General features: G+C 63.1%; 26 protein-coding genes. 9 read left to right on the top strand and 17 right to left on the bottom strand.

From position 1 onward, the window contains the following. Positions 1-107 precede the first annotated feature (107 nt). The 5 genes from DNK59_RS24655 to DNK59_RS24635 form a co-directional block, all read right to left on the bottom strand. Positions 108-563, bottom strand: coding sequence for a YaiI/YqxD family protein (locus DNK59_RS24655; RefSeq protein WP_092317456.1), 456 nt, complete (start codon positions 561-563; stop codon positions 108-110). Positions 564-640: 77 nt separating this feature from the next. After that, the gene (locus DNK59_RS24650) at positions 641-2539 is read right to left on the bottom strand and encodes an FTR1 family protein (protein WP_110724941.1); all 1899 of its coding nucleotides are present in this window, start codon (positions 2537-2539) and stop codon (positions 641-643) included. A gap of 558 nt (positions 2540-3097) precedes the next feature. Continuing rightward, entirely contained in the window at positions 3098-3730 is a 633-nt protein-coding gene (locus DNK59_RS24645) for a LysE family transporter (RefSeq protein WP_110724940.1), read from the bottom strand. Between the two features lie 102 nt (positions 3731-3832). Continuing rightward, positions 3833-4414, bottom strand: a complete 582-nt coding sequence (locus tag DNK59_RS24640) for a mechanosensitive ion channel family protein (RefSeq protein ID WP_110724939.1) — start codon at positions 4412-4414, stop codon at positions 3833-3835. Next, positions 4414-6324, bottom strand: coding sequence for an ATP-binding cassette domain-containing protein (locus DNK59_RS24635; RefSeq protein WP_110724938.1), 1911 nt, complete (start codon positions 6322-6324; stop codon positions 4414-4416). The genes DNK59_RS24640 and DNK59_RS24635 overlap by 1 nt, the downstream gene beginning before the upstream one ends. Positions 6325-6374: 50 nt before the next feature. On the opposite strand from DNK59_RS24635, the gene DNK59_RS24630 reads away from it, so the two are divergent. Further along, positions 6375-6839 (top strand): TIGR02444 family protein, encoded by a 465-nt coding sequence (locus DNK59_RS24630; RefSeq protein WP_110724937.1) that lies wholly within the window; start codon positions 6375-6377, stop codon positions 6837-6839. On the opposite strand, the gene DNK59_RS24625 is transcribed toward DNK59_RS24630, so the two are convergent. Then, positions 6836-7924 (bottom strand): AlgP family protein, encoded by a 1089-nt coding sequence (locus tag DNK59_RS24625; protein WP_110724936.1) that lies wholly within the window; start codon positions 7922-7924, stop codon positions 6836-6838. The two genes, DNK59_RS24630 and DNK59_RS24625, sit on opposite strands and share 4 nt — an antisense overlap. A 193-nt stretch (positions 7925-8117) precedes the next feature. Between DNK59_RS24625 and DNK59_RS24620 the strand changes: the two genes are divergently transcribed. Further along, positions 8118-8783 (top strand): FKBP-type peptidyl-prolyl cis-trans isomerase, encoded by a 666-nt coding sequence (locus tag DNK59_RS24620; RefSeq protein ID WP_092317481.1) that lies wholly within the window; start codon positions 8118-8120, stop codon positions 8781-8783. A 59-nt stretch (positions 8784-8842) separates the two neighbouring features. Here DNK59_RS24620 and rsd read toward each other — a convergent pair whose 3' ends face one another. The 7 genes from rsd to DNK59_RS24585 form a co-directional block, all read right to left on the bottom strand. Next, a complete protein-coding gene (gene rsd / locus DNK59_RS24615) occupies positions 8843-9301 on the bottom strand; it encodes a sigma D regulator (protein ID WP_110724935.1) in 459 nt (152 codons plus the stop codon). Between the two features lie 209 nt (positions 9302-9510). Further along, complete coding sequence (locus tag DNK59_RS24610; RefSeq protein WP_110724934.1) at positions 9511-10032, bottom strand: disulfide bond formation protein B; 522 nt, start codon at positions 10030-10032, stop codon at positions 9511-9513. A gap of 166 nt (positions 10033-10198) precedes the next feature. After that, the gene (locus DNK59_RS24605) at positions 10199-11437 is read right to left on the bottom strand and encodes a heme biosynthesis protein HemY (RefSeq protein ID WP_110724933.1); all 1239 of its coding nucleotides are present in this window, start codon (positions 11435-11437) and stop codon (positions 10199-10201) included. Further along, a complete protein-coding gene (locus DNK59_RS24600) occupies positions 11434-12573 on the bottom strand; it encodes a uroporphyrinogen-III C-methyltransferase (RefSeq protein ID WP_110724932.1) in 1140 nt (379 codons plus the stop codon). The genes DNK59_RS24605 and DNK59_RS24600 overlap by 4 nt, the downstream gene beginning before the upstream one ends. A gap of 16 nt (positions 12574-12589) precedes the next feature. Beyond that, positions 12590-13357, bottom strand: a complete 768-nt coding sequence (locus DNK59_RS24595) for a uroporphyrinogen-III synthase (protein ID WP_110724931.1) — start codon at positions 13355-13357, stop codon at positions 12590-12592. Continuing rightward, on the bottom strand, positions 13354-14295 hold the full coding sequence (gene hemC, locus DNK59_RS24590) for a hydroxymethylbilane synthase (protein ID WP_092317497.1): 942 nt from the start codon (positions 14293-14295) through the stop codon (positions 13354-13356). The genes DNK59_RS24595 and hemC overlap by 4 nt, the downstream gene beginning before the upstream one ends. A 126-nt stretch (positions 14296-14421) precedes the next feature. After that, positions 14422-15168: a LytTR family DNA-binding domain-containing protein gene (locus DNK59_RS24585; protein ID WP_016966940.1), complete on the bottom strand. Its 747-nt coding sequence runs from the start codon at positions 15166-15168 to the stop codon at positions 14422-14424. A 623-nt stretch (positions 15169-15791) separates the two neighbouring features. Here DNK59_RS24585 and argH point away from each other — a divergent pair. Then, the gene (argH, locus tag DNK59_RS24575; RefSeq protein ID WP_092317506.1) at positions 15792-17186 is read left to right on the top strand and encodes an argininosuccinate lyase; all 1395 of its coding nucleotides are present in this window, start codon (positions 15792-15794) and stop codon (positions 17184-17186) included. Between the two features lie 64 nt (positions 17187-17250). Here the strand turns inward: argH and DNK59_RS24570 are convergent, their stop codons facing one another. After that, positions 17251-17910, bottom strand: coding sequence for a glutathione S-transferase family protein (locus DNK59_RS24570; RefSeq protein WP_110724929.1), 660 nt, complete (start codon positions 17908-17910; stop codon positions 17251-17253). 125 nt (positions 17911-18035) lie between these two features. On the opposite strand from DNK59_RS24570, the gene DNK59_RS24565 reads away from it, so the two are divergent. The 3 genes from DNK59_RS24565 to DNK59_RS24555 all read left to right on the top strand — a co-directional run bounded on the left by DNK59_RS24565 (position 18036) and on the right by DNK59_RS24555 (position 21773). Then, positions 18036-18320 (top strand): hypothetical protein, encoded by a 285-nt coding sequence (locus tag DNK59_RS24565; protein ID WP_092317512.1) that lies wholly within the window; start codon positions 18036-18038, stop codon positions 18318-18320. Positions 18321-18512: 192 nt separating this feature from the next. Further along, positions 18513-18758: a TIGR02647 family protein gene (locus DNK59_RS24560; protein WP_110724928.1), complete on the top strand. Its 246-nt coding sequence runs from the start codon at positions 18513-18515 to the stop codon at positions 18756-18758. Between the two features lie 168 nt (positions 18759-18926). Beyond that, a complete protein-coding gene (locus tag DNK59_RS24555) occupies positions 18927-21773 on the top strand; it encodes a class I adenylate cyclase (protein WP_110724927.1) in 2847 nt (948 codons plus the stop codon). 6 nt (positions 21774-21779) lie between these two features. On the opposite strand, the gene rnk is transcribed toward DNK59_RS24555, so the two are convergent. The 3 genes from rnk to cyaY form a co-directional block, all read right to left on the bottom strand. Continuing rightward, on the bottom strand, positions 21780-22193 hold the full coding sequence (gene rnk, locus DNK59_RS24550) for a nucleoside diphosphate kinase regulator (RefSeq protein WP_011064182.1): 414 nt from the start codon (positions 22191-22193) through the stop codon (positions 21780-21782). A 142-nt stretch (positions 22194-22335) separates the two neighbouring features. Further along, a complete protein-coding gene (locus DNK59_RS24545; protein ID WP_092320554.1) occupies positions 22336-22569 on the bottom strand; it encodes a DUF1289 domain-containing protein in 234 nt (77 codons plus the stop codon). 4 nt (positions 22570-22573) lie between these two features. Then, positions 22574-22906: an iron donor protein CyaY gene (gene cyaY, locus DNK59_RS24540; RefSeq protein WP_092317518.1), complete on the bottom strand. Its 333-nt coding sequence runs from the start codon at positions 22904-22906 to the stop codon at positions 22574-22576. Positions 22907-23145: 239 nt separating this feature from the next. On the opposite strand from cyaY, the gene DNK59_RS24535 reads away from it, so the two are divergent. The 3 genes from DNK59_RS24535 to dapF are packed head-to-tail and all read left to right on the top strand — an operon-like array spanning position 23146 to position 25402. After that, on the top strand, positions 23146-23304 hold the full coding sequence (locus tag DNK59_RS24535) for a lipoprotein (RefSeq protein WP_082729310.1): 159 nt from the start codon (positions 23146-23148) through the stop codon (positions 23302-23304). 9 nt (positions 23305-23313) lie between these two features. Next, positions 23314-24561 carry a diaminopimelate decarboxylase gene (lysA, locus tag DNK59_RS24530; protein WP_110724926.1) on the top strand — a complete coding sequence of 416 codons (1248 nt, stop codon included), beginning with the start codon at positions 23314-23316 and terminating at the stop codon, positions 24559-24561. Positions 24562-24565: 4 nt separating this feature from the next. Beyond that, positions 24566-25402: a diaminopimelate epimerase gene (gene dapF / locus DNK59_RS24525; RefSeq protein ID WP_110724925.1), complete on the top strand. Its 837-nt coding sequence runs from the start codon at positions 24566-24568 to the stop codon at positions 25400-25402. The last annotated feature ends 3 nt before the right edge of the window (positions 25403-25405 follow it).

The following is a 25405-nucleotide window of genomic DNA, read 5'->3' as shown; positions in this document are numbered from 1 at the left end:
CACCGTTCAAGCCGGGCCGCTAAGCGGCCGCACAGCCGAATACCGCACTGCAGCCGACTCCCCACCGGCTGCACACACCCAAAGGCTCCTGTGACACACCAGGCCCTTCAGACCTGACGCGACAACCGGGTCAGAATCCGATCCAGCGCATTGGCAAATGCCTGCTTCTCCCGATCGCCATAGGGCGCCTGCCCGCCGCTGACCTGCCCCTGCTCCCGCAGATCGGTAAACAGATTGCGCACCGCCAGGCGCTCGCCCATGTTCTGCGCGTCGAACTCCTTGCCCCGCGGGTCCAGGGCGGCCACACCCTTTTTCACCAGGCGGTCGGCCAACGGCACATCGCTGCAGATCACCAATTCGCCCGGCACCGCGTGCTCCACCAGATAATCGTCGGCGGCATCCGGACCGCTGGGCACCACGATCAGCCGGACGCAGGCAAACGCCGGCTTGATCTGCGCCTGCCCGGCCACCAGCACCACCTCGAACTGACGCTTCAAGGCGAAGCGCACCACCTGATCCTTGGCCGCCTTGGGGCAAGCGTCGGCATCGATCCACACACGCATTGAATGTTCTCCTTCCAGAATGCAAAACGGGCAAGCCACCCCGTAGAGACGGCTTGCCCGCGATCAACCGCGCAGCGTCAAGAAGCCTGCAAACGCCGCTTCTCACTCAGGCGACTGCGACTATAAAGCACCACGATCGCCAGGATCGCCAGCGCCTGGGCACCCAGCGAGTAAGCGTCGGCATGGATCCCCAGCCAATCGAAATCGAAGAACGGCACCGGCCGGGTGCCGAAGATACCGGCTTCCTGCAAGGCCTTGACCCCGTGCCCGGCGAACACCACCGACAAGGCGCAGAGCAGTGCCGCGTTGATGCCGAAGAACAGCGCCAGCGGCAGCTTGGCCGAGCCCCGCAGGATCACCCAGGCCAGGCCCACCAACAGCACCAGGGCGGTGGCACCGCCAGCCAGTACCGCGTTGTGCCCGGCAGGCCCCGCCTGTAGCCACAGGGTTTCGTAGAACAGGATCACCTCGAACAGCTCGCGATACACCGAGAAGAACGCCAGCACGGCAAAGCCAAAACGCCCGCCGCCGCCCACCAGGCTGCTCTTGATGTAGTCCTGCCAGGCCGCCGCATGCCGACGGTCGTGCATCCACACCCCGAGCCACAGCACCATGACACTGGCGAACAGCGCCGTGGCCCCCTCCAGCAGTTCGCGCTGGGAGCCACTGACGTCGATCACATAAGCCGCCAGAGCCCAGGTACCCAAGCCCGCCAGCAGCGCCAGGCCCCAACCGACGTTGACGCTACGCACCGCCGATTGCTGGCCGGTATTGCGCAGGAAGGCAAGGATCGCCGCCAGCACCAGGATCGCTTCCAGACCTTCGCGCAGCAGGATCAGCAAGCCGGAAATGAAACTCAGGGACCAGCTCAGGCTGTCGCCGCCCAAAAGCTCGGCGGATTCCTTGAGCTTGGCCTTGGCCGCGTCCAGGCGCTGTTCGGCCTGAACCACCGGCAAACCGTCCTGCAGCGACTGACGGTAGGCCATCAGGGCTTTTTCCGTGTCCTTGCGCACCGTGGCATCGACGTTGTCCAGGGAGCTTTCCACCAGCTCGAAGCCCTCCAGATACGCCGCTACCGACAGGTCGTAGGCCTGCTCATGGTCGCCGTTGCGATAGGCCGCGAGACTCTTGTCCAGGGTCGATGCGGTGTAGTCGAGCAACTGCCCCGGACCGCGCTTGACCTGAGGCGGCTGGGCCCGTTGGGCACGGAAGGTCGCGGCTGCCTGCGGGCCCTGGGCGGCCAGCACTTCAGCAGGTGTTTGCCGGGACAGATCGGCCAGGTTGAAGCCCTGCTCGCTCTTGGCCGCCGCCGGATCGGCGCTGAATCCGGCAATGTAGGTCGCCAGGTCCCAACGCTGACGGTCATCCAGCTGATCGGCGAAGGCCGGCATGTCCGTACCTTCGACCCCCAGACCCAGGGTGTTGTAGACCGCGTACAGGCTCAGGCGATCCAGGCGCTCGGCATCTCGCAGATTGGCCGGTGGCGGGGTCATGCCCACACCCGCCGGACCATCGCCAGCACCTTTCTCGCCGTGGCAGACCGAGCAATGCTGGGCATACAGCGGCGCCCCGCGGCTCGGGTCCGGGGTGATGACCGGTGCCTGGCTGACCTCATAGGCCACCGCCAGCTTGGCTCCCATCTGCCGCGCCAGGCGTGCCACCTGGCCGCCCTCGGCGCGCTCGTCCACGGCCTTGCGCAGGCTGGCGATACCTTGCTCCAGCTCGGCCTTCTCCGGCTTGGCCGGCAGATCGGCGATCAGCCCCTGCAAGACCCCGAGAAACTCCACCTGCTCGCGGTATTCGGACTCGTCGACAACCTTGCCGGCTTCAACCGTGGGCGGGTAATCGGCACCAATGTAATCCAGCAGATGCAGGGCCTTGGGCGCGCCGTCGACGGTATCGGCCAGCAGTTTGGTGCTGCAGAGCGCAAGTACCGGCAGCACCAGCAACGCCAGTAAACGGGAAGGGCCAGTCATGAACGAATCTCAAATGGAAATACGAAGTAACATATTGTTCACTCCCAATGAGTTTCGCTCAAGGCTTATTGCCCCGCTGAAACATCTTCGTTCAATAGCCGCTGGCCTCAGGCTGCAGCTTTCGCCGGCTTTGCCAGGCCCTCGCGCCCGAGGAAAAACCGCTCACCGCCCTTCCCGCGGCCTGATCGTCCATCGATAATGCGCCACCTTTCGCAGGTCTCGCCCAGGGAAAAAGAAGTACCCATGGCATCCCGCGCCCTCACCACGATTGCCCTCAGCGCAGTCACTTTGCTTGCAGGCTGTTCGACCTTTCGACCTTTCGCAGCTACGACAACGAGCTCCAGCAGACCAATCGGCAACTGCGCGCCGGCAACCTAGATGCCGCTCTGATCCTGCTGCCGGCTTCGTCTACGAAGCCCCGGGCGAGAAGGACCTGGCCCCGGCCCGGGATTCGGTGCGCATTCCCCTGTCGCGGGACACTTCCCTGTGCTCCTGCGCTAAGGCGTATGCAAACGAAAAAGGCGACCCAGTGGGTCGCCTTTTTTGTTTCTGAAAAACCTAGGCTGCGGCTTTGCGGATGGTCGCCAGCAAGCCCGCGGCACCGAGGAACAGGCCGGCGAAAGTGCGGTTCATTCGACGCTGCTGGACCGGGGTGCGCAACAGGCGCAGGACCTTGGACGCCAGCCCGGTGTAGCCGGCCATGACGATCAGGTCGACCACGATCATGGTGGCGCCGAGGATCAGGTACTGCTTGACCAGGGGCGCATGGGGGTCGATGAACTGCGGCAGCACCGCCAGCATGAACACCAGGGCCTTGGGGTTGCTGATGTTCACCAGGAAGCCGCGGAACATCAGGGCCAAGGGCTTGCCGATAGGACGGACAGCAGCGTCATCGCTCAGATCGCTGGGCAGCGCACGCCATTGCTTGACCGCCAGGTACACCAGGTAGGCCACGCCGAACCACTTGATGGCGTAGAAGGCGGTGGCCGAGGCCGCGAGGATGGCACCGACACCGGCGGCGACAATCGCAATCTGCATGGCCAGGCCCAGTTGCAGGCCCAGGGCGTTCCAGTAACCGCGCCAGAAACCGTATTGCAGGCCGCAGGACATCGACGCAATCGCGCCGGCTCCCGGGGAAAGACTGATTACCCAACTGGCGGCAAAGAACGTCAGCCATGTCTCAAGCACCATCGCACACCTCGGATCCAATTGGTCATGGCTGCCTAAGCTAAACCTCCGCTTGGCGGCTGACCATATTTTTTCGTCGGGAGCCTGTGGCTACAAAGGAGGGTGTTACTTCTCGCCGTTGCCCAAAGGCAGCGCATCCGTGCCCCGCCAGCGCCGCACCGAACGCTGGAAGAACAGGCTGTTGGGTACCTGGACCATGGCGCTGCCGGTGCCGGCCTCCTCGGCTTCGATGAGGGTGGTGTACAGCAGATTGATCGCCACCACCCGGCCCTTTACGCCGGGCTTGTCGACGGTGTCCACCAGCTCCACCACGTCGCCCAGGCGGAACGGGCCGACGGTGAAGATCAGGATCGCGCAGAGCAGGTTGGACAGCACGCTCCACATGGCGAAGAAGGCTACCGCCGCCACGGCGACAAAGCCGGACAGCGCGGTCCACAGCACCGTGGCGGAAACTCCCAGGCGCTCCAGGACGAAGATCACCGCGCTGCCCATGATCAGCCAGCGCAGGCCGCCGCGCAGGGGCATCAGCAACTGCGGCGGGAATGGGTAACGCTGACCCAGGCGAGTCAGGCCTCGGGCCACGAAACGCTGGGCCAGATAGCCCGCCAGGAGAATCAGCAGGATCTGCACGCCCACCCACAACGGACCGATCCACTGCGCCGGCAACGGCAACTGCAGCGCTTCCATCAGGACAGCGCCTCCAGCTCGGCCTGCATGCTTTCCAGCAGTTCCAGGGCCTCCATCCAGGCTTCTTCCAGCTCGGACTCACGGGTCTTGAGCTTGGCCTGCTCGGCCAGCAAGTCGCGCAGCTCATCCTTGCGCGCCGCCTCGTACAAACCGCTGTCGCCGAGACTGGCCTCGATCTTGGCCAGGCGCTCATGCACCTTGCCCAGCTCGGCTTCCAGCTTGTCGGCCTCGCGCTTGTGCGGCGCCAGTTGCTGACGCAACGCCGCAGCAGCCTGGCGCTGGGCCTTCTTGTCGGTCTTGTCCGGGTTGACCGGCGTATTGCTGACCGGGGCATTGCGCTGACGGTAATCCACCAGCCAACGGGTGTAGTCGTCCAGGTCGCCGTCGAACTCCTCGACCTTGCCGTCGGCCACCAGGAAGAAGTTGTCCGTGGTGCTCTTGAGCAGATGACGATCGTGGGACACCACCAGTACCGCACCACTGAACTCTTGCAGGGCCATGGTCAGGGCCAGGCGCATCTCCAGGTCCAGGTGGTTGGTGGGTTCGTCGAGCAGCAACAGGTTCGGCCGTTCCCAGGCGATCAGCGCCAGGGCCAGGCGGGCTTTTTCGCCGCCGGAGAAATTCAGTACCGGCTCGTCGATCCGTGCGCCACGGAAATCGAAGCCGCCGAGGAAGTCACGCAGGGTCTGCTCGCGCTCGGTGGGCGCCAGGCGCTGCAAGTGCAGCAAGGGGCTGGCCTTGGAATCCAGGGAGTCGAGCTGGTGCTGGGCGAAGTAGCCGACAACGGTGTTCTCGCCGCGGGTCAGGCGCCCGGACAACGGCTGCAACTCACCGGAGAGGTTCTTGATCAGGGTCGACTTACCGGCGCCATTGGGACCCAGCAGACCGATACGCGCACCCGGAGTGAGCTGCAGCTTGACCTTCTCCAGGATCGTGCGCTCGCCATACCCCAGGCGGGCATCGGAGAGGTCGATCAGCGGACTGGAAATCTTCGTCGACTCACGGAAGGTGAAGTCGAACGGCGAGTCGACGTGGGCCGCCGACAGTTCCTCCATGCGCTCCAGGGCCTTGATCCGGCTCTGGGCCTGGCGGGCCTTGGTGGCCTGGGCCTTGAAACGGGCGATGTAGCTTTCCATGTGCGCGCGCTGCGCCTGCTGCTTCTCGTAGGCTTGCTGTTGCTGGGCCAGACGCTCGGCACGGGCGCGCTCGAAGGCGCTGTAGCCACCGCGATAGAGGGTGATCTTGCGCTGATCGACATGGGCGACATGATCGACCACGGCATCGAGAAAGTCGCGATCGTGGGAGATCAGCAGCAAGGTGCCGGGGTAACCCTTGAGCCAGTCTTCGAGCCAGATGATGGCGTCGAGGTCCAAGTGGTTGGTCGGCTCGTCGAGCAGCAGCAGGTCCGAGGGGCACATCAGCGCCTGGGCCAGGTTCAGGCGCATCCGCCAGCCCCCGGAGAAGTCGCCGACCTGGCGGTCCATCTGCTCGTTGGTGAAGCCCAGGCCGGCCAGCAACTTGCGCGCCCGGGCGTCGGCGGTGTAGCCGTCGGCGCTGTCCAGCTCGGCATGCAGACGTGCTTGCGCGGCGCCGTCGTGAGCGGCTTCCGCGGCGGCCAGGTCGCGTTGCACCTGGCGCAGGCGCAGGTCGCCGTCGAGCACGTAGTCCACTGCCAGGCGCTCAAGGGTATCGACCTCCTGGCGCATGTGGGCAATGCGCCAATCGACGGGCAGGAAGCAGTCACCCGAATCCGGGTGCAACTCCCCGCGCAGCAGGGCGAACAGGCTGGATTTGCCGGCGCCGTTGGCACCGATCAGACCGGCTTTCTGGCCGGCGTGCAGGGTCAGCTCGGCGTCTTCTAGCAGACGTTGCGGGCCACGCTGTAAAGTCAGGTTCTGAAGTCGAATCATAATGGCGGCGGAGTCTACCAGCTTCGTTCGCAACTGGCGCGAGTAGCACTATGTCCTCTGACCTGTGGAGTTTTTCCCTTGGCACCTATGCCCTTCCCGGCGTGCAGGAGGCCTGCCTGCAACTGCAGGACAGCGGGGCCAATGTCTGCCTGTTGCTGTGTGGCGCCTGGCTTGGCCGGCGAGGCGTGCGTTGCGACGCTCAGCGTTTGCAGCAGTTGCAGGCGCTGGCGGCGCCCTGGCATCGCGACGTGATTCAACCCTTGCGCGACTTGCGCACCGGCTGGCGCCAGGCGGCCCGCGAGGACAGTGAGTTGAGCGCCTTGCGCGAACAGGTCAAGACCCTGGAGCTGGAAGCCGAACGGCAATTGCTGTTGCGCTTGCAGGAGCGGGCACGGCAATGGCCGGACTCTCAGGCAACGAGCCTGGAAGACTGGCTGGAGGGATTGGCGGCCGGAGCCGCCGAACGCAACCGCGACGCGCTGCAGGTGCTGCGCGTCGCGGTGACCGGCGCTTAGGAAGCGCTGGAGGGAGTGCCGGCAGCAGCCGGTGCAGGCGTGGCGGCAGGTGTGCTCGCCGGAGCAGCTGCAGACGCCGTGGGCGCCGGAGCAGCAGGTTTGGCCGCAGCAGGCGCAGGTGCGGCCGGCTTGGCCGCTGGAGTAGCGGTTTTGGTGGCGGCTGGCTTGGCGACCGCAGGTTTCTTCGCGGCAGGTTTTGCCGCTGGTTTCGCTGCAGGCTTGGCGGCTGGCTTGGCCGCAGGTTTCGCTGCCGATGCTGCCGCAGGCTTGGCCGCCGCTGCCGGTTTGCTGGCAGGCTTGGCCGCAGTTTTTGCCGGGGCTTTTGCTACCGCAGGTTTAGCGGCAGTTTTGCTCGCTGCCGGTTTGGCAGCAGCGGTTTTGGTGGCTGCTGGCTTGGCGGCAGGTTTAGCCGCAGACGGGGCGGCTGGTTTAGCAGCCACGGGTTTGGCAGCAGGCTTGGCGGCGGTTTTGGTTGCTGGCTTGGCGGCAGCGGTCTTGGTCGCAACAGGTTTGGCAGCAGCAGGCTTAGCCGCTACGGGCTTGCTCGTCGCAGGTTTGGCGGCGCTGGCGGCAGCAGGTTTTTTCGCAGCGGGTTTGGCCGCTGGCTTGGCAGCGGATTTGGCAGGCGCCTTGGTCGCAGGCTTGGCTGCCGGCTTCTTCGCCGCCACCGCGTCCGGCTTGGCATCACGGGTGCTCAATGCCTTGGCTACCGCTTCCTTCACACGACCAACGCCTTGAGCCAACTTCAGGCTTTCCTGGGCATCGCGCTTGAGTTGCAGAATGTAGCTGCGGGTCTGGGCCTGACGTTCTTTCAATGCGTCCAGCAGGTCTTCGAGTTCCTTCACCGCGGTCTTGGCCTTGGCTTGTGCCTTGGCCTTGCCGGCCGCCGCGGCATCCTGCAATTTGGTGCGCGACTTGTGCAGTTTTTCCTGTGCCTTGCCTCGTTGTTTTTCCAGCTTGGCGAGCAGTTTTTCAGCATCAGCCAAGGCTTGGGAACAAGCGTTTTCCAAATGTTCGAGCAAGCTGCCCGACAACTGTTGGAGCAAATGCAACGGAGTATTTACAGGCTTCTTATTGGCCGACATGGTTTACCTCCTGGCTGACGTGAGTTGCGGCTCATACTAGACCTCTGCTGTTACCGCCGCTAGGGCATGTTGACAGTATCGAAAGCCCGGCGTTGCAGCCGACGGAAAATGTTCTTCGCCACCCTCGAAGTTGCTCAACAGCCCGCCCTTTGTCGCTGGCATAATCCACCGCTACTCAGGCCGGAGAGTGCCCATGTCGCGTTACCTGTTTTTGTCCTTGTGCCTGTTCTTGCCCTTGGCGCAGGCTGCTGCCGAAGCACCGCCCAACGACGCTCATGATCTTGCCTACAGCCTGGGCGCGAGCCTCGGCGAACGGCTGCGCAACGAAGTCCCCGACCTGCAGATCCAGGCGTTGGTGGAGGGATTGAAAGCCGCCTACCAAGGCAAGCCGCTGGCCCTCAAGAGCGAACGCATCGAACAACTCCTGGCCCAGCACGAAGCGCAGATCAGCGAACAGTCGGCCCGGTCACAGATCGAGACGGCGCTGGAAAACGAACGACGTTTTCTCGATCAGGAAAAAGCCAAGCCCGGCGTGCGCCAGCTGGCTGACGGCATCCTGCTGACCGAGCTGGCGCCAGGCAGCGGCAACAAGGCCAGTCCTAACGGTTCGGTCCAGGTGCGCTACACCGGACGCCTGCCTGACGGCACCGTGTTCGATCAGACACAACAGCCCCAATGGTTTCGCCTGGATAGCGTGATTGCCGGCTGGCGCATCGCCTTGGCACAGATGCCCACCGGCGCCAGATGGCGGCTGGTGATTCCTTCGGAACAGGCCTATGGCACCGAAGGCGCGGGCGATCTGATCGCTCCCTACACGCCGCTGGTGTTCGATATTGAATTGCTGGGCGTGGCCGGCTGAATCGCAGAAACAAGAACGGCACGCCTGGGCGTGCCGCTTGCTGATGCTCGAACCTGGTTTCAGGCCTGAGCTACTGTGTCCTGCTTATGGGCGTTGTGCAGCACTTCGATCAGGCAATCTTCCAGCTCGAAGCGTTCGTGCAACAGACCACCCAACTCCTTGAACTTCTGCGCCACACACTGACCCGCATCGCACAGATCGTTGAACGCCAGGAGTTTTTCGGTGATCACGTCGATACGCGGATAAAGGGTATCGGCCAGTTCAAGACCGCGCTTGTCGCCAAAGGCCTTGGCTTCGCTGGTCAGCTGTTCGTAGATTTCAAAATGTCCGGCGGAAACATAGTCCACCAGAATCCCGCAGAATTCCTGCAGCGGCTTCTTGCTCTCGCTCAACGCTTCTGGCTCGGCGCCCAGCGCATCATAGGCTCGAACCAGTTCGTGACGCTCCTGCAACCAGCGATCGATCAGCAGATGCACTCCACCCCAGCGTTCCTGAGCATTCTGACAACTTTCGAGCATGGTGATCTCTCTTCCCTTATGGGTCATGCCATCTGCCCGCCGCCCCCCTTGTTGGAGACTCTGGATCCGGTCGGACACAACAGCATCGAGCAACATAATTCCGGTGACAGGTGCGGGCCAGATTATGCCCGCTCGACAACAGCATCAAGGTACGCAGGAGATAAAGTTCATACAAGCGTTTAATCCGCGCCCTGCCTCCAAACACTGACTCAGGGCAACGCCTCAACCCGGCGTGCAGCCCTCGCCATACGCAGCAGGCGATAGCCGCTGAAGATCAGCATGATCAGGAAAAACAGCAGACTCCACTCGGGCAGGCTCATGTCCAGCAGCGTCCAGGTGACCTCGGCGCAGTCCGAAGTGCCCATGAAGGTCAATTGCAGCGCCTGCCACCAGGACAGCTGGCGCAGCATGAAAGGCATGTCCGGCAGACAGGCCAGGAGCTGCTCGGAAGGAATGTTCTGCAGCAACACATGACGCCCGGCGGTGATCACCCCGAGCAGGCCCAGTATCAGGTTGAGCCCCCAGTAAAGCGCTCGCCCCACACGCCCCGGTCCCTGCGCCACAGCCAGCAGGTTGACCCCGCCGAACATCAGCAGCAACAGGCGCTGCGCGCCCCACAACGGACAGGACTCAAGGCCGCCACCGGTTTGCAGGTTGAATGCCGCCCACGAGGCCAAGGCCCCCGCCAGGAACACCAGGGAGAACAGCACGCGGGAGCCGGCCAGCGACATGAGATATCCGTAACACAAAGAAACAGGCAGCCACGGTAGAGAAAGCGCTCGCGGCTTTCAAGAAGCGCTATGCCGCAGTCGATCGACGAGAGTCAGCGAGCAAGTGCTGCAACCCGGGCCAGAAAAGACCGGTTGCCCATTACAGGCGACCGGCCCTTACAGCGCTTCAGGCCCGCGCCGGGACCGGCAACGGTGATGCCAGCAGACGCTCGTCGAGCATGCCCAACCCCTCCTGGAACAGTTGGTTGCTGCGATCGGTATCGCCCAACTGTGCCAGCAACCGGGCCAGCTCGGCACAGGTTTCAGGGTTGCGCTGCAGGCGCAGGCTGCTTTCCAGATAGTCCCGGGCCTTGCCCCACAGACTGTTCTGCAGGCACAGACGCCCCAGGGTCAGCAGCAGACCGGGATCGTCAGCGTGCTCCTTCAGCCAGTGCTCGGCGGTCTGCAACTGACGAGACGGGTCGCTTCCACGCACCAGGCCGTAGAGCCGCGCCAGATGGCTTTCATACTTGCGCTTTATGGCGGTACGCAGCGCCTCTTCGGCTTCGGCACCGGCCCCCAACTGACGCAACTGCTCGGCGTAGGCCAACACCAGTTGCGGCTCCTGGCGTTGCGCCGAGGTCAGTTGTTGCCAGGCGCGATCGAGAGACTGCAAGCCCGCCACCTGATCCTCTTCACGACGTGCAGCCAGGCTCAGGTTCTCGCCCCAGGCCCGACGTTCCAGTTCCTGCAACTCGCTGGCCGGCAGCGCCTTGTCCTTGCGCAACTCGGGCAGCAAGCGGATCAACGCCGACCAGTCGCCACGCTGCTGATGCAAGCGCTGCAACTGACGCAACACCTGAACGCTGTGCGGATGACGCTCGTGCATGGCTTGCAGGGTGCTCAGGGCGCCTTCGGTATCGCCCCGGTCGGTCTGCAACTGAGCATGACTCAGAGCTACCGCCAACTCCGCCTGGGGCTGCCGGGTCAGCGCCCGCTCCAGTAACCGGTCGCACTCTTCGTAGTGGCCTTGCTCGTTGGCGGCACGGGCCGCACCGAGGTAGTACAGCAGCGGCTGGCGTTCGGCCTCGGCGGCACGGTACAGGTGCTTTTGCGCGCTGGCCCAGCGACCTTCGGCCAGGTCCATCTGGCCCTGCTCGATGGCGATCTGCACCCGGCGACTGCGATTGCGGCTCGACCAGGGATTGACCACGCCACCGGAAACCATCACCAGCTCGATCAACAACTTGATCCCCCAGATCACCAGCCAGACCAGCGCCACCAGGGCCAGGGTCGCCCACAAGCTCGATTCATAGCGGAAGTTGCTGTAGGCGATCAGCACGTAACCGGGATGCTCGGCGATGGCCAGCCCCAGCAAGCCGACGGCGGCGATGACCAACAGCACAATCACGTAGGCGCGTTTCATGGGCTGGTCTCCTGGGCGGTGTTTACCGCAGGCTTGGCCAGGGGCTTGATGGAGTCCTCAGCGTTGAGGTTGCGCCGCTCAAGATAGGCCTGGACCGCGCTCAGGGTCTTGGCCAGGTCTGGAGTGACCACGGTCACCGGCTGCTTGCTCAGTTCGGACAGGCGCTCGAGCATGATCTTGCTCTGCGGATTGTCCTGATTGAAGTTGCCGAGCAGCACATCCCGGGCCTCGGTCAGGGCCTGGGTATAAACCGGCGCCTGGCCATTCAAGGCCGCCCACTGGGCCTGCTCCAGCGCCAGACTCAGGGCCAGGCGCACCTGAGTCAGGCCCTGCCCCGCCAGCAGCGGTCGGATGTTCTTGTCGGCATTGAAGTCGATGCGGAAATAGCGGGAGATCTGATCCCACCACTGCGCCCAGCGGCTCGCGCCATCACCGTCGGCGGTCAGCCCCAGCAACGATTCGCCGCGGTCCTTGTATTCCGGCGCCACCGCACTCAGCTCCAGGACCTGATCACGCAAGGCACCCAATTGCAGGAACAGGCCGGTGCGATCCGGCTGCTCGGTACTGCGCAAGGCCGCCAGGCTCTTGGCCAACTGTTCGCGAGCGGCGAAGGAGCCCGGGTCGTTCTGCTCACGCAGGATGTCGTCGGCGCCCTGGACCAGGGCCTGGGCACTGCTGATGTCCTGCAGAGCGGACAGACGCAGACTGGCCAGGCGCAACAGATGCTCGGCTTCCGCCAGCCGCCAGTCCTTGCGGCTGGCGCCCAGCACGGTTTCCAGGCGCTGGTTCAGACGCTGCTGATCACCTTGCAACTGGGCCACAAGACGCCGCCGGTCTTCCAGCTCGTCGGCGGGCGGCAACTGCTCCAGGCGCGCAGTCAGGCGCTGTTCACTGAGTTTGAAGCTCTGGGCCTGATCCCCCAGGGCCTGCAACTGACTCAGTTGCTGCTGGTGATTGGCTTGCAGGCTGCGCACCTGCCAGATCCCCCAGCCACCGGCCGCGACACCCGCCGCCCCCAGCAGCAGGGCCAGTAGCGCCAACCCGTTGCCACGACGCTCAACGGTTGGGGTCGTGGGCTCAGCAGGTGTTTCGGGCACCGGCTGGACTTCATCTTTAGGCAAGGCTGTTTCGCTCACGTATCCATCCTTTGCGTTAGAGAACGGGCACGGGTTGCTCCCGTAACGCCGTTAGCAAAGCCGCGGCACTGGCGCCACGACAATCCACAACTTTTTCCGCCCCGGCGGCACGCGCCATGTCGGCGACCCGGGGGCTTGGAACAAACAACGGCATCTGCGCCAACTGCGGCCAGTGCGCTCCGGCCAGTTGCAGCAAATGGCTGAAACCCTGTCCACTGCTGACCACCAGCCCGTTCAAGCGTTCCCCCTGAATCCGCTCAAGCAGCGCATCCTCGGCGTAATGCGGTAGGCACCGGCGGTAGAGTTCCAGATAATCGACACTAGCACCAAGCTCACGCAAGCGCTCAGAGAGCAGCTCACGGCCGCCCTCGCCACGCACAATCAGCACCCGGGGATCAGGCCGGCAGATAGCCTCGCGCAATTGGGGAAGGGCAAGCAAGGCTTCACTGTCATCCCCCGCCTGTGGATAAAACACCTGCAAACCGGCGTCCGCAAGGATCTGCCCGGTACCGGCGCCCACGGTAAACCAGCTCTGGGACGGGGGCTGCGGCCAATAGGCGCGCAGCAGTTTCAAGCCAAGATGTGCCGCCGGCTTGCTGACCACGATCAGCGCGCAGTAACGATCCAGCTCAAGCAGGGTCGCGCGTTGCGCGTCAGTGACGGGCAAGGCCTGAATCTCCAGCAACGGCAGGCTGCTACTGAACACCTGGGCGTCGGCCAGGATCGCGGCCAGTGCGGCACCGTCCTCGCTCGGCCGGGTCAGCAGCAGGCGCCAGCCGGTCACTCCTGCTCCGCCTCGCCGTACACCGCGCGCAGGATGTCATCGGCGCCCTGCGCCAGCAGGTCGTCCGCCACTTGCACCCCCAACTCGGTGGCAGATGCCCTAGGGCCACGGGCCTCCGCGCTGAGCAGGCGGCCGCCACTGGGCTCGCCCACCAGCCCGCGCAGCCAGATCTGCTCGCCTTCAAGCACCGCGTAACAGGCGATCGGCACCTGACAGCCGCCGTTGAGGTGCTTGTTCAACGCGCGCTCGGCCATGACCCGGCTGGCGGTATCGGCATGGTGCAGAGGGGCCAGCAGAGCGTGGATTTCAGTGTCGGCACTGCGACATTCAATGCCGACCGCGCCCTGGCCACCGGCAGGCAAGCTATCGTCGACGCTGATCGAGGAGCTGATGCGATCTTCGAATCCCAGACGGATCAGACCAGCTGCCGCAAGGATGATGGCGTCGTATTCGCCGGCGTCCAGCTTGGCCAGACGGGTATTGACGTTGCCCCGCAAAAAACGGATCTGCAGGTCGGGGCGACGGGTCAGCAACTGGGCCTGACGGCGCAGGCTGGAGGTACCCACGACGCTACCTGGCGGCAACTGCTCAAGGCTTTCGTAGGTATTGGAGACAAAGGCGTCGCGCGGATCTTCGCGCTCGCAGATGCAGAACAAACCCAGGCCTTCGGGGAAGTCCATGGGCACATCCTTCATCGAGTGCACGGCGATATCGGCCTGGTTTTCCAGCAGCGCGGTTTCCAGCTCCTTGACGAACAGCCCTTTGCCGCCGATTTTCGACAGGGGCGAGTCCAGCAGTTTGTCGCCACGGCTGACCATGGGCACCAGGGTCACCACAAGGCCCGGATGGGCCTCTTGCAGACGGGCTTTGACGTATTCGGCCTGCCACAAGGCCAGAGCACTTTTGCGGGTAGCGATGCGGATTTCGCGAGAGGACATGGATCAATCCGTACTGAATAGATACGGCAGATAATAACAGCTCAGCCAAAGCAGCTTTGACTTGTATCAGAAACGCAGTGTCCTCCCGACGCCGGGCCTGCCTAGATATGCGGGCAAATAAACGCGCTAGAGCTGTTGCATCATCTTGCGCACGCCCGCTACGTGGCGCCGACTGACGATCAGGGCATCGCCATTGAGCCCCTTGAGATACAGCTGGAAGTGCCCCAGCGGCGTGCGTTGCAAGCGTTCGATTCGCTCGCGGGCCACCAATGCATTGCGGTGGATACGCACGAAGCGATCACCGAATTCATCCTCCAAGGCCTTCAAGGGTTCGTCCAGAAGCACTTCGCCGCTTTCGTGACGCAAGGTCACGTACTTGTGATCGGCAATGAAATACACCACCTGAGCCAGGGGAATCAGCTCGATGCCCTTGCGGGTTCGCGCGCTGATGTGGCTGCGCGGACCGTTGCCGCTCTCCGCCGCCGGCCGGGTCAGGGCAGCCAGTTGCACACGGTTGGGCTTTTCGGCGGCTTTCAAGGCTTCGAGCAACAGCTCGGGGCGCACAGGCTTGACCAGGTGGCAGACACCACTGGCATTGAAGGCCTCAAGGGCGAATTCATCCGGAGCCGCACAAAACACCAGCGCCGGAGGCGTCTCGCGTTCGCACAATTTACCGGCAACCTGCAGACCATCCAGACCCGGCATGCGGACATCGAGCAAGACGATATCCGGCTTCAGGCTGTCGATCAGGCTCAATGCCTCTTCGCCGTTGGTGGCGCTGGGCTCCAGGACACTATATCCCTCGAGCTCACTGACCATCCGGCTCAGGCGCTCGCGGGCTAGGGGTTCGTCATCAACGATCAGGACATTCATATTGCGCTGGATTCCTGCGTGAGTCTCGCACATGGATAGCGTAGACAGGTGGAGTGACGTCCGTCACCGCGATCCACGCTAAGACTAGTGCGAAGGCCAAAAAGTGCCGCAAGTCGGGCACCAATATTTACCCGTACCTGCCCGATACCGCCCAAGGTCGGTGGCTGCGCGACGGTGCCGCAGGGAATGCTGGTATTCAACACAAAGCCCCCTCGTGACTGTGGTCGGCGTCCACCTGGTCCGCACCCGCCTCTTTTCATGGGCGGATTGCCAGAACCTGCGCGGAGTGAACTCGATGGACAGACCTACTGCGAACACGCGAGAGGGTGTTACGCAATTGTGCCGGTCCTCTTGTCCAACTGTAGACGGTTGCCAAGACGATATTGCTCAATCGACAAATATCGTTTGATCGATATCACCATCCGCACTCAAGCCCCCTCCCCCCGATGCGCCGCGGATTGCCCCGACGCCAGTCTCTGCGCCCTCACGGTCGGCGACAAGCCATGCAGGGGCGCCCAGAAGAAAAAAGCTGCCGACCAGTGCCAGCGACAGCCGAGGCAACCCTGTTATCATCGGCGCCTGTTTTTTACGCCATCTTCCTTCAGCAGATCACGAGCGAATTCATGAGCACTGACAAGACCAATCAGTCCTGGGGCGGCCGCTTCAGTGAACCCGTCGACGCCTTCGTCGCCCGCTTCACCGCCTCTGTCACTTTCGACCAGCGCCTGTATCGCCACGACATCATGGGCTCCATTGCCCACGCCACGATGCTGGCCAAGGTCGGCGTGCTCACCGACGCCGAGCGCGACAGCATCATCGACGGCCTGAAGACCATCCAGGGCGAGATCGAGGCCGGCAGCTTCGACTGGCGCGTGGATCTTGAAGACGTGCACATGAACATCGAGGCGCGCCTGACCGACCGCATCGGCATCACCGGCAAGAAACTGCACACCGGCCGCAGCCGCAACGATCAGGTGGCCACCGATATCCGCCTGTGGCTGCGGGACGAGATCGACCTGATCCTGGCCGAGATCACCCGCCTGCAAAAAGGCCTGCTGGAGCTGGCCGAGCGTGAGGCCGAAAGCATCATGCCGGGCTTCACCCACCTGCAGACCGCCCAGCCCGTGACCTTCGGCCACCACATGCTGGCCTGGTTTGAAATGCTCAGCCGTGACTACGAACGCCTGGTGGACTGCCGCAAGCGCACCAACCGCATGCCCCTGGGCAGCGCCGCGCTGGCCGGCACCACCTACCCGATCGATCGCGAGCTGACCTGCCAGCTACTGGGCTTTGAAGCCGTGGGCGGCAACTCCCTGGACAGCGTGTCGGACCGCGATTTCGCCATCGAATTCTGCGCCGCCGCCAGCGTGGCGATGATGCACCTGTCGCGCTTCTCCGAAGAACTGGTGCTGTGGACCAGCGCGCAGTTCCAGTTCATCGATCTGCCGGACCGTTTCTGCACCGGCAGCTCGATCATGCCGCAAAAGAAAAACCCCGACGTACCGGAACTGGTACGCGGCAAGAGCGGCCGGGTATTCGGCGCGCTGATGGGCCTGCTGACCCTGATGAAGGGCCAGCCTCTGGCCTACAACAAGGACAATCAGGAAGACAAGGAACCGCTGTTCGACGCCGCCGACACCTTGCGCGACTCGCTGCGGGCCTTCGCCGACATGATCCCGGCCATCAAGCCCAAGCACGCCATCATGCGTGAGGCCGCCCTGCGCGGTTTCTCCACCGCCACCGACCTGGCGGACTACCTGGTGCGCCGTGGCCTGCCCTTCCGCGACTGCCACGAAATCGTCGGCCACGCGGTGAAGTACGGCGTGGAGAGCGGCAAGGACCTGGCAGAAATGAGCCTGGAAGAACTGCGCCAGTTCAGCGACCAGATCGAGCAGGACGTGTTCGCCGTGCTGACCTTGGAAGGTTCGGTGAATGCCCGTAACCACATCGGCGGCACCGCACCGGCCCAGGTCCGGGCTGCCGTGACTCGCGGCCAGGCCTTGCTGGCCAGCCGCTAAGCCGTCGCTGGTCAGCCTGCTGCCTCAGCAGGCTGACCAGTCACCCGCGCCGCCTTGAGCGCCGCTACTTCCTGGCCGCCACCATGGTCAGGAACTGCGGCATCGCCGCCTCTCTATCCGCCGCTACTCGCTGGGCATTGGGCAACTGCTCCAGACGCTCCAGCAAGGCTTTCGCCGCCGGCATCCCCTCCAGAAAGTCCACCCCGAACAGCTTGTGCCCGACAACCCGAGCCAGGGTCACGCTGTAGAGGAAATACAGATCCGCCACACTCAGGCTGTCGCCGGCCACATAAGGCGCAAATTTGCCGTGCCGCGCCAGGGAGGCAAACCCTAGCAGCAACTCAGCCTTGGACTTTTCCTGGATCGCCGGGGCCACCGACATACCGAAGAACGCCTCGGGATAACAGGCCCGCGCCGGCAGCTCGATATACAGTTCGATCTCCCTGGCCAGCGCCAGCACCTGGGCACGCTGGAATGGATCGCTGGGCAACAACGCCCGACCCGGTTGGGTGTGCTCCAGGTATTCGAGAATCACACTGGTTTCGTTCAGGTATCCGTGCTCGACCTCAAGTACCGGAACCTTGCCCCGTGGACTGATGGCCAATGCCTCCGGAGTCTGGCCACCAGAAAAAACCACCTCTTCGAAGGGCAGGCCTTTCTCCAGCAGCGCCAGCTTGACCATGTTGTAGTAGTTGCTGACAGCGAAACCGTAAAGCTTGAGCATCACATAGCCTCCAGGCCGTGCAGGGGGTTGGCAGCTTTTTTTATAGAAGCTCGATGCACTTCTGGCCAGCAGCATCACCGCCCTGAATACGAGTAAACTGGCGACCTTTCCTTGAGGAGCCTGCCATGAGCGAGCCAACCGATATCGACAACGACGAAGAAGAGTTCGCCGAAAACACCCTGATCGAAGCGATCGAAAACCAGATCGAGAGCGACAACCCGCCGGCGGCCAAAGCCACGTTCAACAAACTGACCCTGGTGGGTTACGAACGGGAGGAAATCCTCAATCTGATGGCTCACGTCCTGGCCATCGAGATCGATGCGATTCTCGAGGAAGACCGCGCCTTCGATACCCAATGGTACGAAGCCGCCTTGCGCGCCCTGCCGCAACTGCCTCCCGAGAAGCCCTGAGCCCGCACACCGGAGCGCTGCCCACAGCAACGCTCCGGCACCGCGCTCGCGCCCCGACTACACTGGCAGCACCCTGCGGCCAAACGCCGCCACCCACAGGTACAAAAGTCCTCAGCGAACGCTGGACACGCCGCCGTTCTGCGGTCACCTTAAGAACGCTGACCTCTCATTCCTAGAAAGTCTGGAGTCCTTATGTCGTATACCCCTGAGTTGGTTGCCGAACTGGAAATCCTTGCACTCTTCAATCTGGACAACTCCCAGGAAGGCCTGAAAATCCATCAGACCGCTGCCCCTTCCGCCATTGCCGCTGCCCAGCGCCTGTTTGACAAAGAACTGATTACCCAAGCCGATGGAGGCTACCTGACCAGTCTTGGCCGCGACGCCGCCGAACACGCCCAAGGCCTGCTGACCATCCTGAACGTCAAAGAAACCGCCTGAACATCGCTCCTCGGCCTGCGGGGTTCCCGTCTGTCGGATTCCGTAGGCACCCTCCCGCCAATACGCTAGAAATCTGGCGTCAAAAAATAAATTGAGCTTAAGACTCGGCCCTGTCTGACGCTAAACTGCTGCCGTTCCGAACCCCGTCACCTTCGAGCTCCGCTTGAAATGCCCCATACCCATGAAATCCGTCCCGTTCTGGATGAAGGAATCGATCGCAAGGTTCTCAGCCAACTGCGCACGCGCTTCCTGACCGTCAATCAAGGACGCCTGGCTCGGGCAATGGAGGGATTGTCGGCACGCCAGCAACTGGTCCTCAACCTGCTGCCGCTGTTCTTTCACGTCAATCACCCGCTGCTGCCCGGCTATGTCTCCGGCGCCACCCCGGCGGGGCTGTCCAACTATGAACCCGATCCACAGGCGCTGGCCGAAGCCCAGCGCCTGACCCGATCCTTTTCCTACAAGCCGCGCCATGGCAACCCGCCGCGGCCGATTCACGGGCTGTTTCTCATGGGCAGCCTGGGCACCCTGGCCCAGGCCGACCAGAGCGATATGGATGTCTGGGTTTGCCACGCCGCAGACTTGAGTGAAACCGAGCTTGCCGAACTGCAGAAGAAATGCCAGCTGCTGGAAGCCTGGGCCGCCAGCCAGGGCGCCGAAGCGCATTTCTTCCTGATCGAGCCCAGCCGCTTTGTCCGTGGCGAACGTGACACCCAGCTCAGTTCGGATGATTGCGGCACCACCCAGCATTACCTGCTACTGGACGAGTTCTACCGCACCGCCATCTGGCTGGCCGGACGCACGCCGCTCTGGTGGCTGGTGCCGGTGTACGAGGAGTCCCGCTATGAGCGCTACATCCACACCCTGCTCTCCAAGCGTTTCGTACCCGCCGAAGAGAATCTGGACCTGGGCCACCTGGCACGCATTCCACCCGGCGAGTTCATCGGGGCCGGACTCTGGCAGCTGTTCAAGGGCATCGAATCACCCTACAAATCGGTACTCAAGCTGCTGCTGATCGAGGTCTACGCCAGTGAACATCCCAGGGTCCAGTGCCTGAGCCTGCGCTTCAAGCAGGCGGTGTTCGCCAACCGCCTGGATCTGGACGAGCTCGACCCCTATATCGTGGTCTACCGGCGCATCGAGGAATACCTCAAGGCCCGGGGAGAGCCGGAACGACTGGAGCTGGTAAGACGCAGCCTGTACCTCAAGGTCAATCGCAAGCTCACCCATGGCACTGGCGCCCGCAGCCCGAACTGGCAGCGGGCCCTGCTGGAACGCCTGGCCAGCGAGTGGGGCTGGGACCAGCGCCAGCTGGCCCTGCTGGACAGTCGCAGTCAATGGAAAGTGCGCCAGGTCAGCAGCGAGCGCCGGGCCCTGGTCAACGAGCTCAACTACAGCTATCGCTTCCTGACCCAGTTCGCCCGCACCGAACAGGCTGCCAGTCTGATCAACAAGCGCGATTTGAACGTGCTGGGCCGACGCCTGTACGCCGCCTTCGAACGCAAGGCAAGGAAGATCGAGTTCATCAACCCCGGCATTGCCCCGGATCTCGCGGAGGACACCCTGACCCTGGTGCAGTCGCCGAACAAGAAAGAACCGGGACAAACCTACTGGGGGTTGTACAACGGCAACCTGACCGCTCTGGAATCGGAACATTTCGCCCCGATCAAGCGCAGCCGGGAACTGCTGGAACTGCTCACCTGGTGCCATCGCAACGGGGTGATCGATAGCAGTACGCGCCTGGCTTTGCACCCTGGCAGCAGCGATCTGAGCGAGTTCGAACTGTTCAACCTGCTGGGCAGCCTGCAGCAGACCGTGGCCCTGCCGCTGGCCACGGTGGAGGACGACCAGCTACTGCACGCCAGCGTACCCGGCGAGGTATTGATTCTGGTGAATGTCGGAGTCGACCCTCTCAAGCATCACCGCGACCTGAACATCCTCATGACCACCGAACGCACCGACTCCCTGAGCTACGCCGGGGTCCGGGAAAATCTGGTGCTGACCCTGGATCAGGTCACTCTCAATAGCTGGAACGAGGTCATGGTCGAGCGCTACGACGCCGAGCACGCACTGCTCGATTGCCTGCGCGACTACCTGAACAGCCTGCCTGCCGGGCCCCAGCCACGCCTGAGAGTCCGCTGCTTCTGCCACAACCGCGCGCAATTCATCGCCCGACGGGTGGAGGAGCTGTTCGAAACCGCGCAGCACTTGTTGCTCAGCCAGCTCAACTACCGCTACCTGATCCAGGTGCAGCAGCACTATCACGTCCTGGAGCTGGTGGCCGGCCAGGTCCGGCACAAGGCCATGGCCCATCCCGCCGCACTGCTGGAATACCTGGGTCAGGAACAAGCCTGCTACAGCCCCTTGCACCTGGACCCGATGGCCCTGGAAGATCACGACCTGGCGCTGATCCTGCCCATGGGCCAGCCCGACTGCATCCAGGTGTTCTACCGGATCGTCGACGAGCAGGCCGAGCTGTACCTGCTCGATGAGCACAATGCCCTGTGGCAGCAAACCCTGCCCTATCACGACGAGCAAAGCCTGCTGGTGCCACTGCAGCGTTTCCTGCAGTCGATTCTCTACCGTCGCGACGCGCTATTGCCGATGAGCAGCAGCCCAGGCGAGAAACCTTTGGACACACTCTACTTTCAGATATTGCCCTCGGGCAGCGGCCGGGCACGCCGGGTAGAGCCGCGCCCAGCGCCGCCGACGCCGGTCGACAAAGCCTTTTATGACGTGCAGGCGATCATCGGCAAGGCCGCACCGGGTCAGGTGCAAGTCTCGCTGTACTGCAATCAACGGGAGTTTTCCGAGCTGGAACATGGTGATCAGCTGTTTGGCGCAGTGGCTCAGGACATCGTCGCCCAGCGCCGCGAACCGCAGCGCTATCGCTGCTACATCACCGACCTGGATCTGTCCGGCCTGCTCGGCGATGGACAAAGCCCGAGCATTCTCTACCTGCGTTACAAGGCCAGCCTGGAGCGCGCGCTGAATGACGCGCTCGAGCAGGTCTAGGCGCGATCAGAGGTGATAGTCGCCAGCGGCTTCCGGCTGGTATTCCACTTCCAGCAGCGTCAGCTTCAGGGTCTTGCCGCCTGGAGCTGGCCAGTCGATGTATTGACCGACCTGCAGGCCCAGCAAGGCGCTGCCCACTGGCGCGAGGATCGAAATCTTGCCCTCGTCGGCATTGGCGTCCTGTGGATAAACCAGAGTCAGGTGATAGTCCTTGCCGCTGCTTTCTTCACGGCAGTGCACACGCGAATTCATGGTGACGACACCGGCCGGAACTTCATCGTGACCCACCAGCGTTTCGGCACGATCCAACTCGGTTTGCAGTGCAATGACGCCTGGCAGCGAGTCGTCCAGGCTGTCGATCAGACGCTCCAGACGTTGCACGTCAAGGCGGGTAAGGATGATGGATGGTGCAGTACTCATGATCCTGGCTGACTCCTATTTTTTCTGCACAAAAAAGCAAAACCCCGCCAAATAAGACGGGGTTCTCACCGGCCTCGATGTAGCGAGGCGAAGCCGGACACTATCACAGCACACTGAATAAACAAACCGTACAAGTACGAACCTAGCGGCCCTCCGCGGCCACGCTCTGCTTGCGCAGCAACGCCTGGGCGCAGATCACTCGCCGGCGCTGATCATCGGCCGAGCGCCATTCGCGAATGTCCTCCACATGACGAAAGCAGCCGCGACAGACCTTCTGCTCATCAAGACGGCACAGGCTGATGCACGGCGAACTCACCGCCGGACTGACGTTGCTGTAGAGAGGCTTGGGCGGGCGCACGGCAGCGGGCTCGGTCACGATCTCAAAGCCCTTCGAACTCAAGCTTGATGTCCGCCTGTTCGAAGACGATGCGTTCCAGCATCTCGCCCAACTGCTCCTCGCTCTTGTCGCACATCCAGCGTTCGCTTTCCTCGTCGTAGTCGAAGTGGAAACCACCGGATCGGGCCGCCAGCCACAGTTGGCGCAGAGGTTCCTGGCGGCTGAAGATCACCTGGCTGCCGTTGTCGAACTTGACGGTGAGCACACCGGCCGAGTTTTCCAGGTCGATGTCCAGGTCGCTCTCATCGAAAATATCCTCCAGCGTCTGCTGGGTAGCGTCCACCAGGTCGTGAAAACGGGCTTCGGTCAAACTCATTGCGGGAACCTCGAATAGTGTCTACTCACGCTCAAGCGCCGCAAGATACGGGCGCTCCCCGGCGAATGCAAAGGATACCGAACAGGCGGACAAATGCGACGCCCATTGCGCCGCCAACCATCCAAAGCCCCTGAACGGGGCCTGGCAAAGGCCCGCTGGACGGGAGTTACGCTGCATAGGCAAGCTGCCGGGTGGCCGGTATACTCGGGCGCAATTTACGCATTCTCAAGGATTTCGCCATGAAGCGCCTGATCTCTTCCCTCGCTGCGCTCGTCGCGGTTGCCTGCCTTGTTACTGCCTGTGGCCAGAAAGGCCCGCTGTATCTGCCTGATGACAGCAAATCCCCTGAAGAGCAGGCCAAGTCGCAATCGAAGTCGCACAAGCACGACACCTACTAAGGGCTCACCATGGACGCTTTCAACTACCGCGACGGTGAGCTGTTCGCGGAAGGCGTAGCCCTGTCCGCCATTGCCGAGCGTTTCGGCACGCCGACCTACGTCTATTCCCGAGCACATATCGAGGCCCAGTACCTGGCCTATGCCGAGGCGCTTGCCGGCATGCCGCATCTGGTCTGCTTCGCGGTAAAGGCCAACTCCAACCTGGGCGTGCTGAATGTCCTGGCCCGCCTGGGCGCAGGGTTCGATATCGTCTCCCGGGGCGAACTGGAGCGGGTCCTGGCCGCTGGCGGCCAGGCCGACAAGATCGTCTTTTCCGGTGTCGGCAAGACCCGTGACGACATGCGTCGCGCCCTGCAAGTCGGCGTCCATTGCTTCAACGTCGAATCCGCCGAAGAGCTGGAACGCCTGCAACAGGTGGCCGCCGAGCTGGGAGTTCGCGCGCCAATATCGCTGCGGGTCAACCCCGACGTCGACGCCGGCACCCACCCCTACATCTCCACCGGGCTCAAGGAAAACAAGTTCGGCATCGACATTGCCACGGCCGAGGATGTGTACATCCGCGCCGCGCAGCTGCCGAACCTGGAGATCGTCGGAGTCGACTGCCATATCGGCTCGCAACTGACCACCCTGGAACCCTTCATCGACGCCCTCGACCGCCTGCTGGAGCTGGTGGATCGCCTTGGCGAATGCGGCATCTATCTGCGCCACATCGATCTGGGTGGCGGCCTGGGCGTGCGGTATCGCGACGAAGAACCACCACTGGCCGCCGACTACGTCAAGGCCGTGCGCCAGCGCCTGGACGGCCGTGACCTGGCCCTGGTGTTCGAACCGGGCCGTTTCATCGTCGCCAACGCCGGCGTGCTGCTGACCCGGGTCGAATACCTCAAGCACACCGAACACAAGGATTTCGCCATCGTCGACGGCGCCATGAACGACCTGATCCGCCCGGCGCTGTACCAGGCCTGGATGGACGTCAGCGCCGTGCAACCACGCGAGACCGAACCCCGTACCTACGACATCGTCGGCCCGATCTGTGAAACCGGCGACTTCCTCGCCAAGGAACGCTCCCTGGCCCTGGCCGAGGGCGACCTGCTGGCGGTGCATTCCGCTGGCGCCTATGGTTTCGTCATGAGCTCGAACTACAACACCCGCGGCCGTGCCGCTGAAGTGCTGGTCGATGGCGACCAGGCTGTTGAAGTGCGTCGCCGCGAGACGGTGGCCGAGTTATTCGCTGGCGAAAGCCTGCTGCCGGAGTAAGACCATGCTGCTGCGTTTTACCAAGATGCACGGCCTGGGCAATGACTTCATGGTTCTCGACCTGGTCAGCCAGCACGCGCATATTCTGCCCAAGCACGCCAAGCAATGGGGTGATCGCAACACCGGGATCGGCTTCGATCAGTTGCTGATCGTCGAGGCCCCGAGCAACCCGGACGTGGATTTCCGCTATCGGATCTTCAACTCCGATGGTTCCGAAGTGGAACAGTGCGGTAACGGTGCCCGCTGCTTCGCCCGCTTCGTGCTGGACAAGCGCCTGACCACCAAGCGCCAGATCCGCGTCGAGACCAAGAGTGGCGTGATCGAACTGGACGTGCGCAACGACGGTCACATCAGCGTCAACATGGGGGCGCCACGCCTGGTGCCGGCGGATATCCCGTTCCAGGCACCGGCCCAGGCCCAGGCCAACAGCTACACACTGGACGTCGATGGCGTCCAGGTCGAGCTGGCCGCCGTGTCCATGGGCAACCCCCACGCCGTGCTGCGGGTGGATGACATCAACAGCGCGCCGGTGCACGAGCTGGGGCCGAAGATCGAGCATCACCCGCGCTTCCCGGCGCGGGTCAATGTCGGCTTTCTCCAGGTGTTGGACCGTCAGCGCGCGCAATTGCGGGTCTGGGAACGCGGCGCCGGGGAAACCCAGGCCTGCGGCACCGGTGCCTGCGCAGCTGCAGTGGCCGCGATCAGCCAGGGGTGGATGGATTCGCCACTATTGATCGACCTGCCAGGCGGACGCCTGTCCATCGAATGGGCAGGTCCAGGCCAACCGGTGATGATGACCGGCCCGGCAGTACGCGTATACGAAGGACAGGTGCGTCTTTAAGTG

Source organism: Pseudomonas sp. TKO26, assembly GCF_003225665.1.
GTDB lineage: Bacteria > Pseudomonadota > Gammaproteobacteria > Pseudomonadales > Pseudomonadaceae > Aquipseudomonas > Aquipseudomonas saponiphila.
This window is presented reverse-complemented; position numbering and strand designations above follow the sequence as displayed.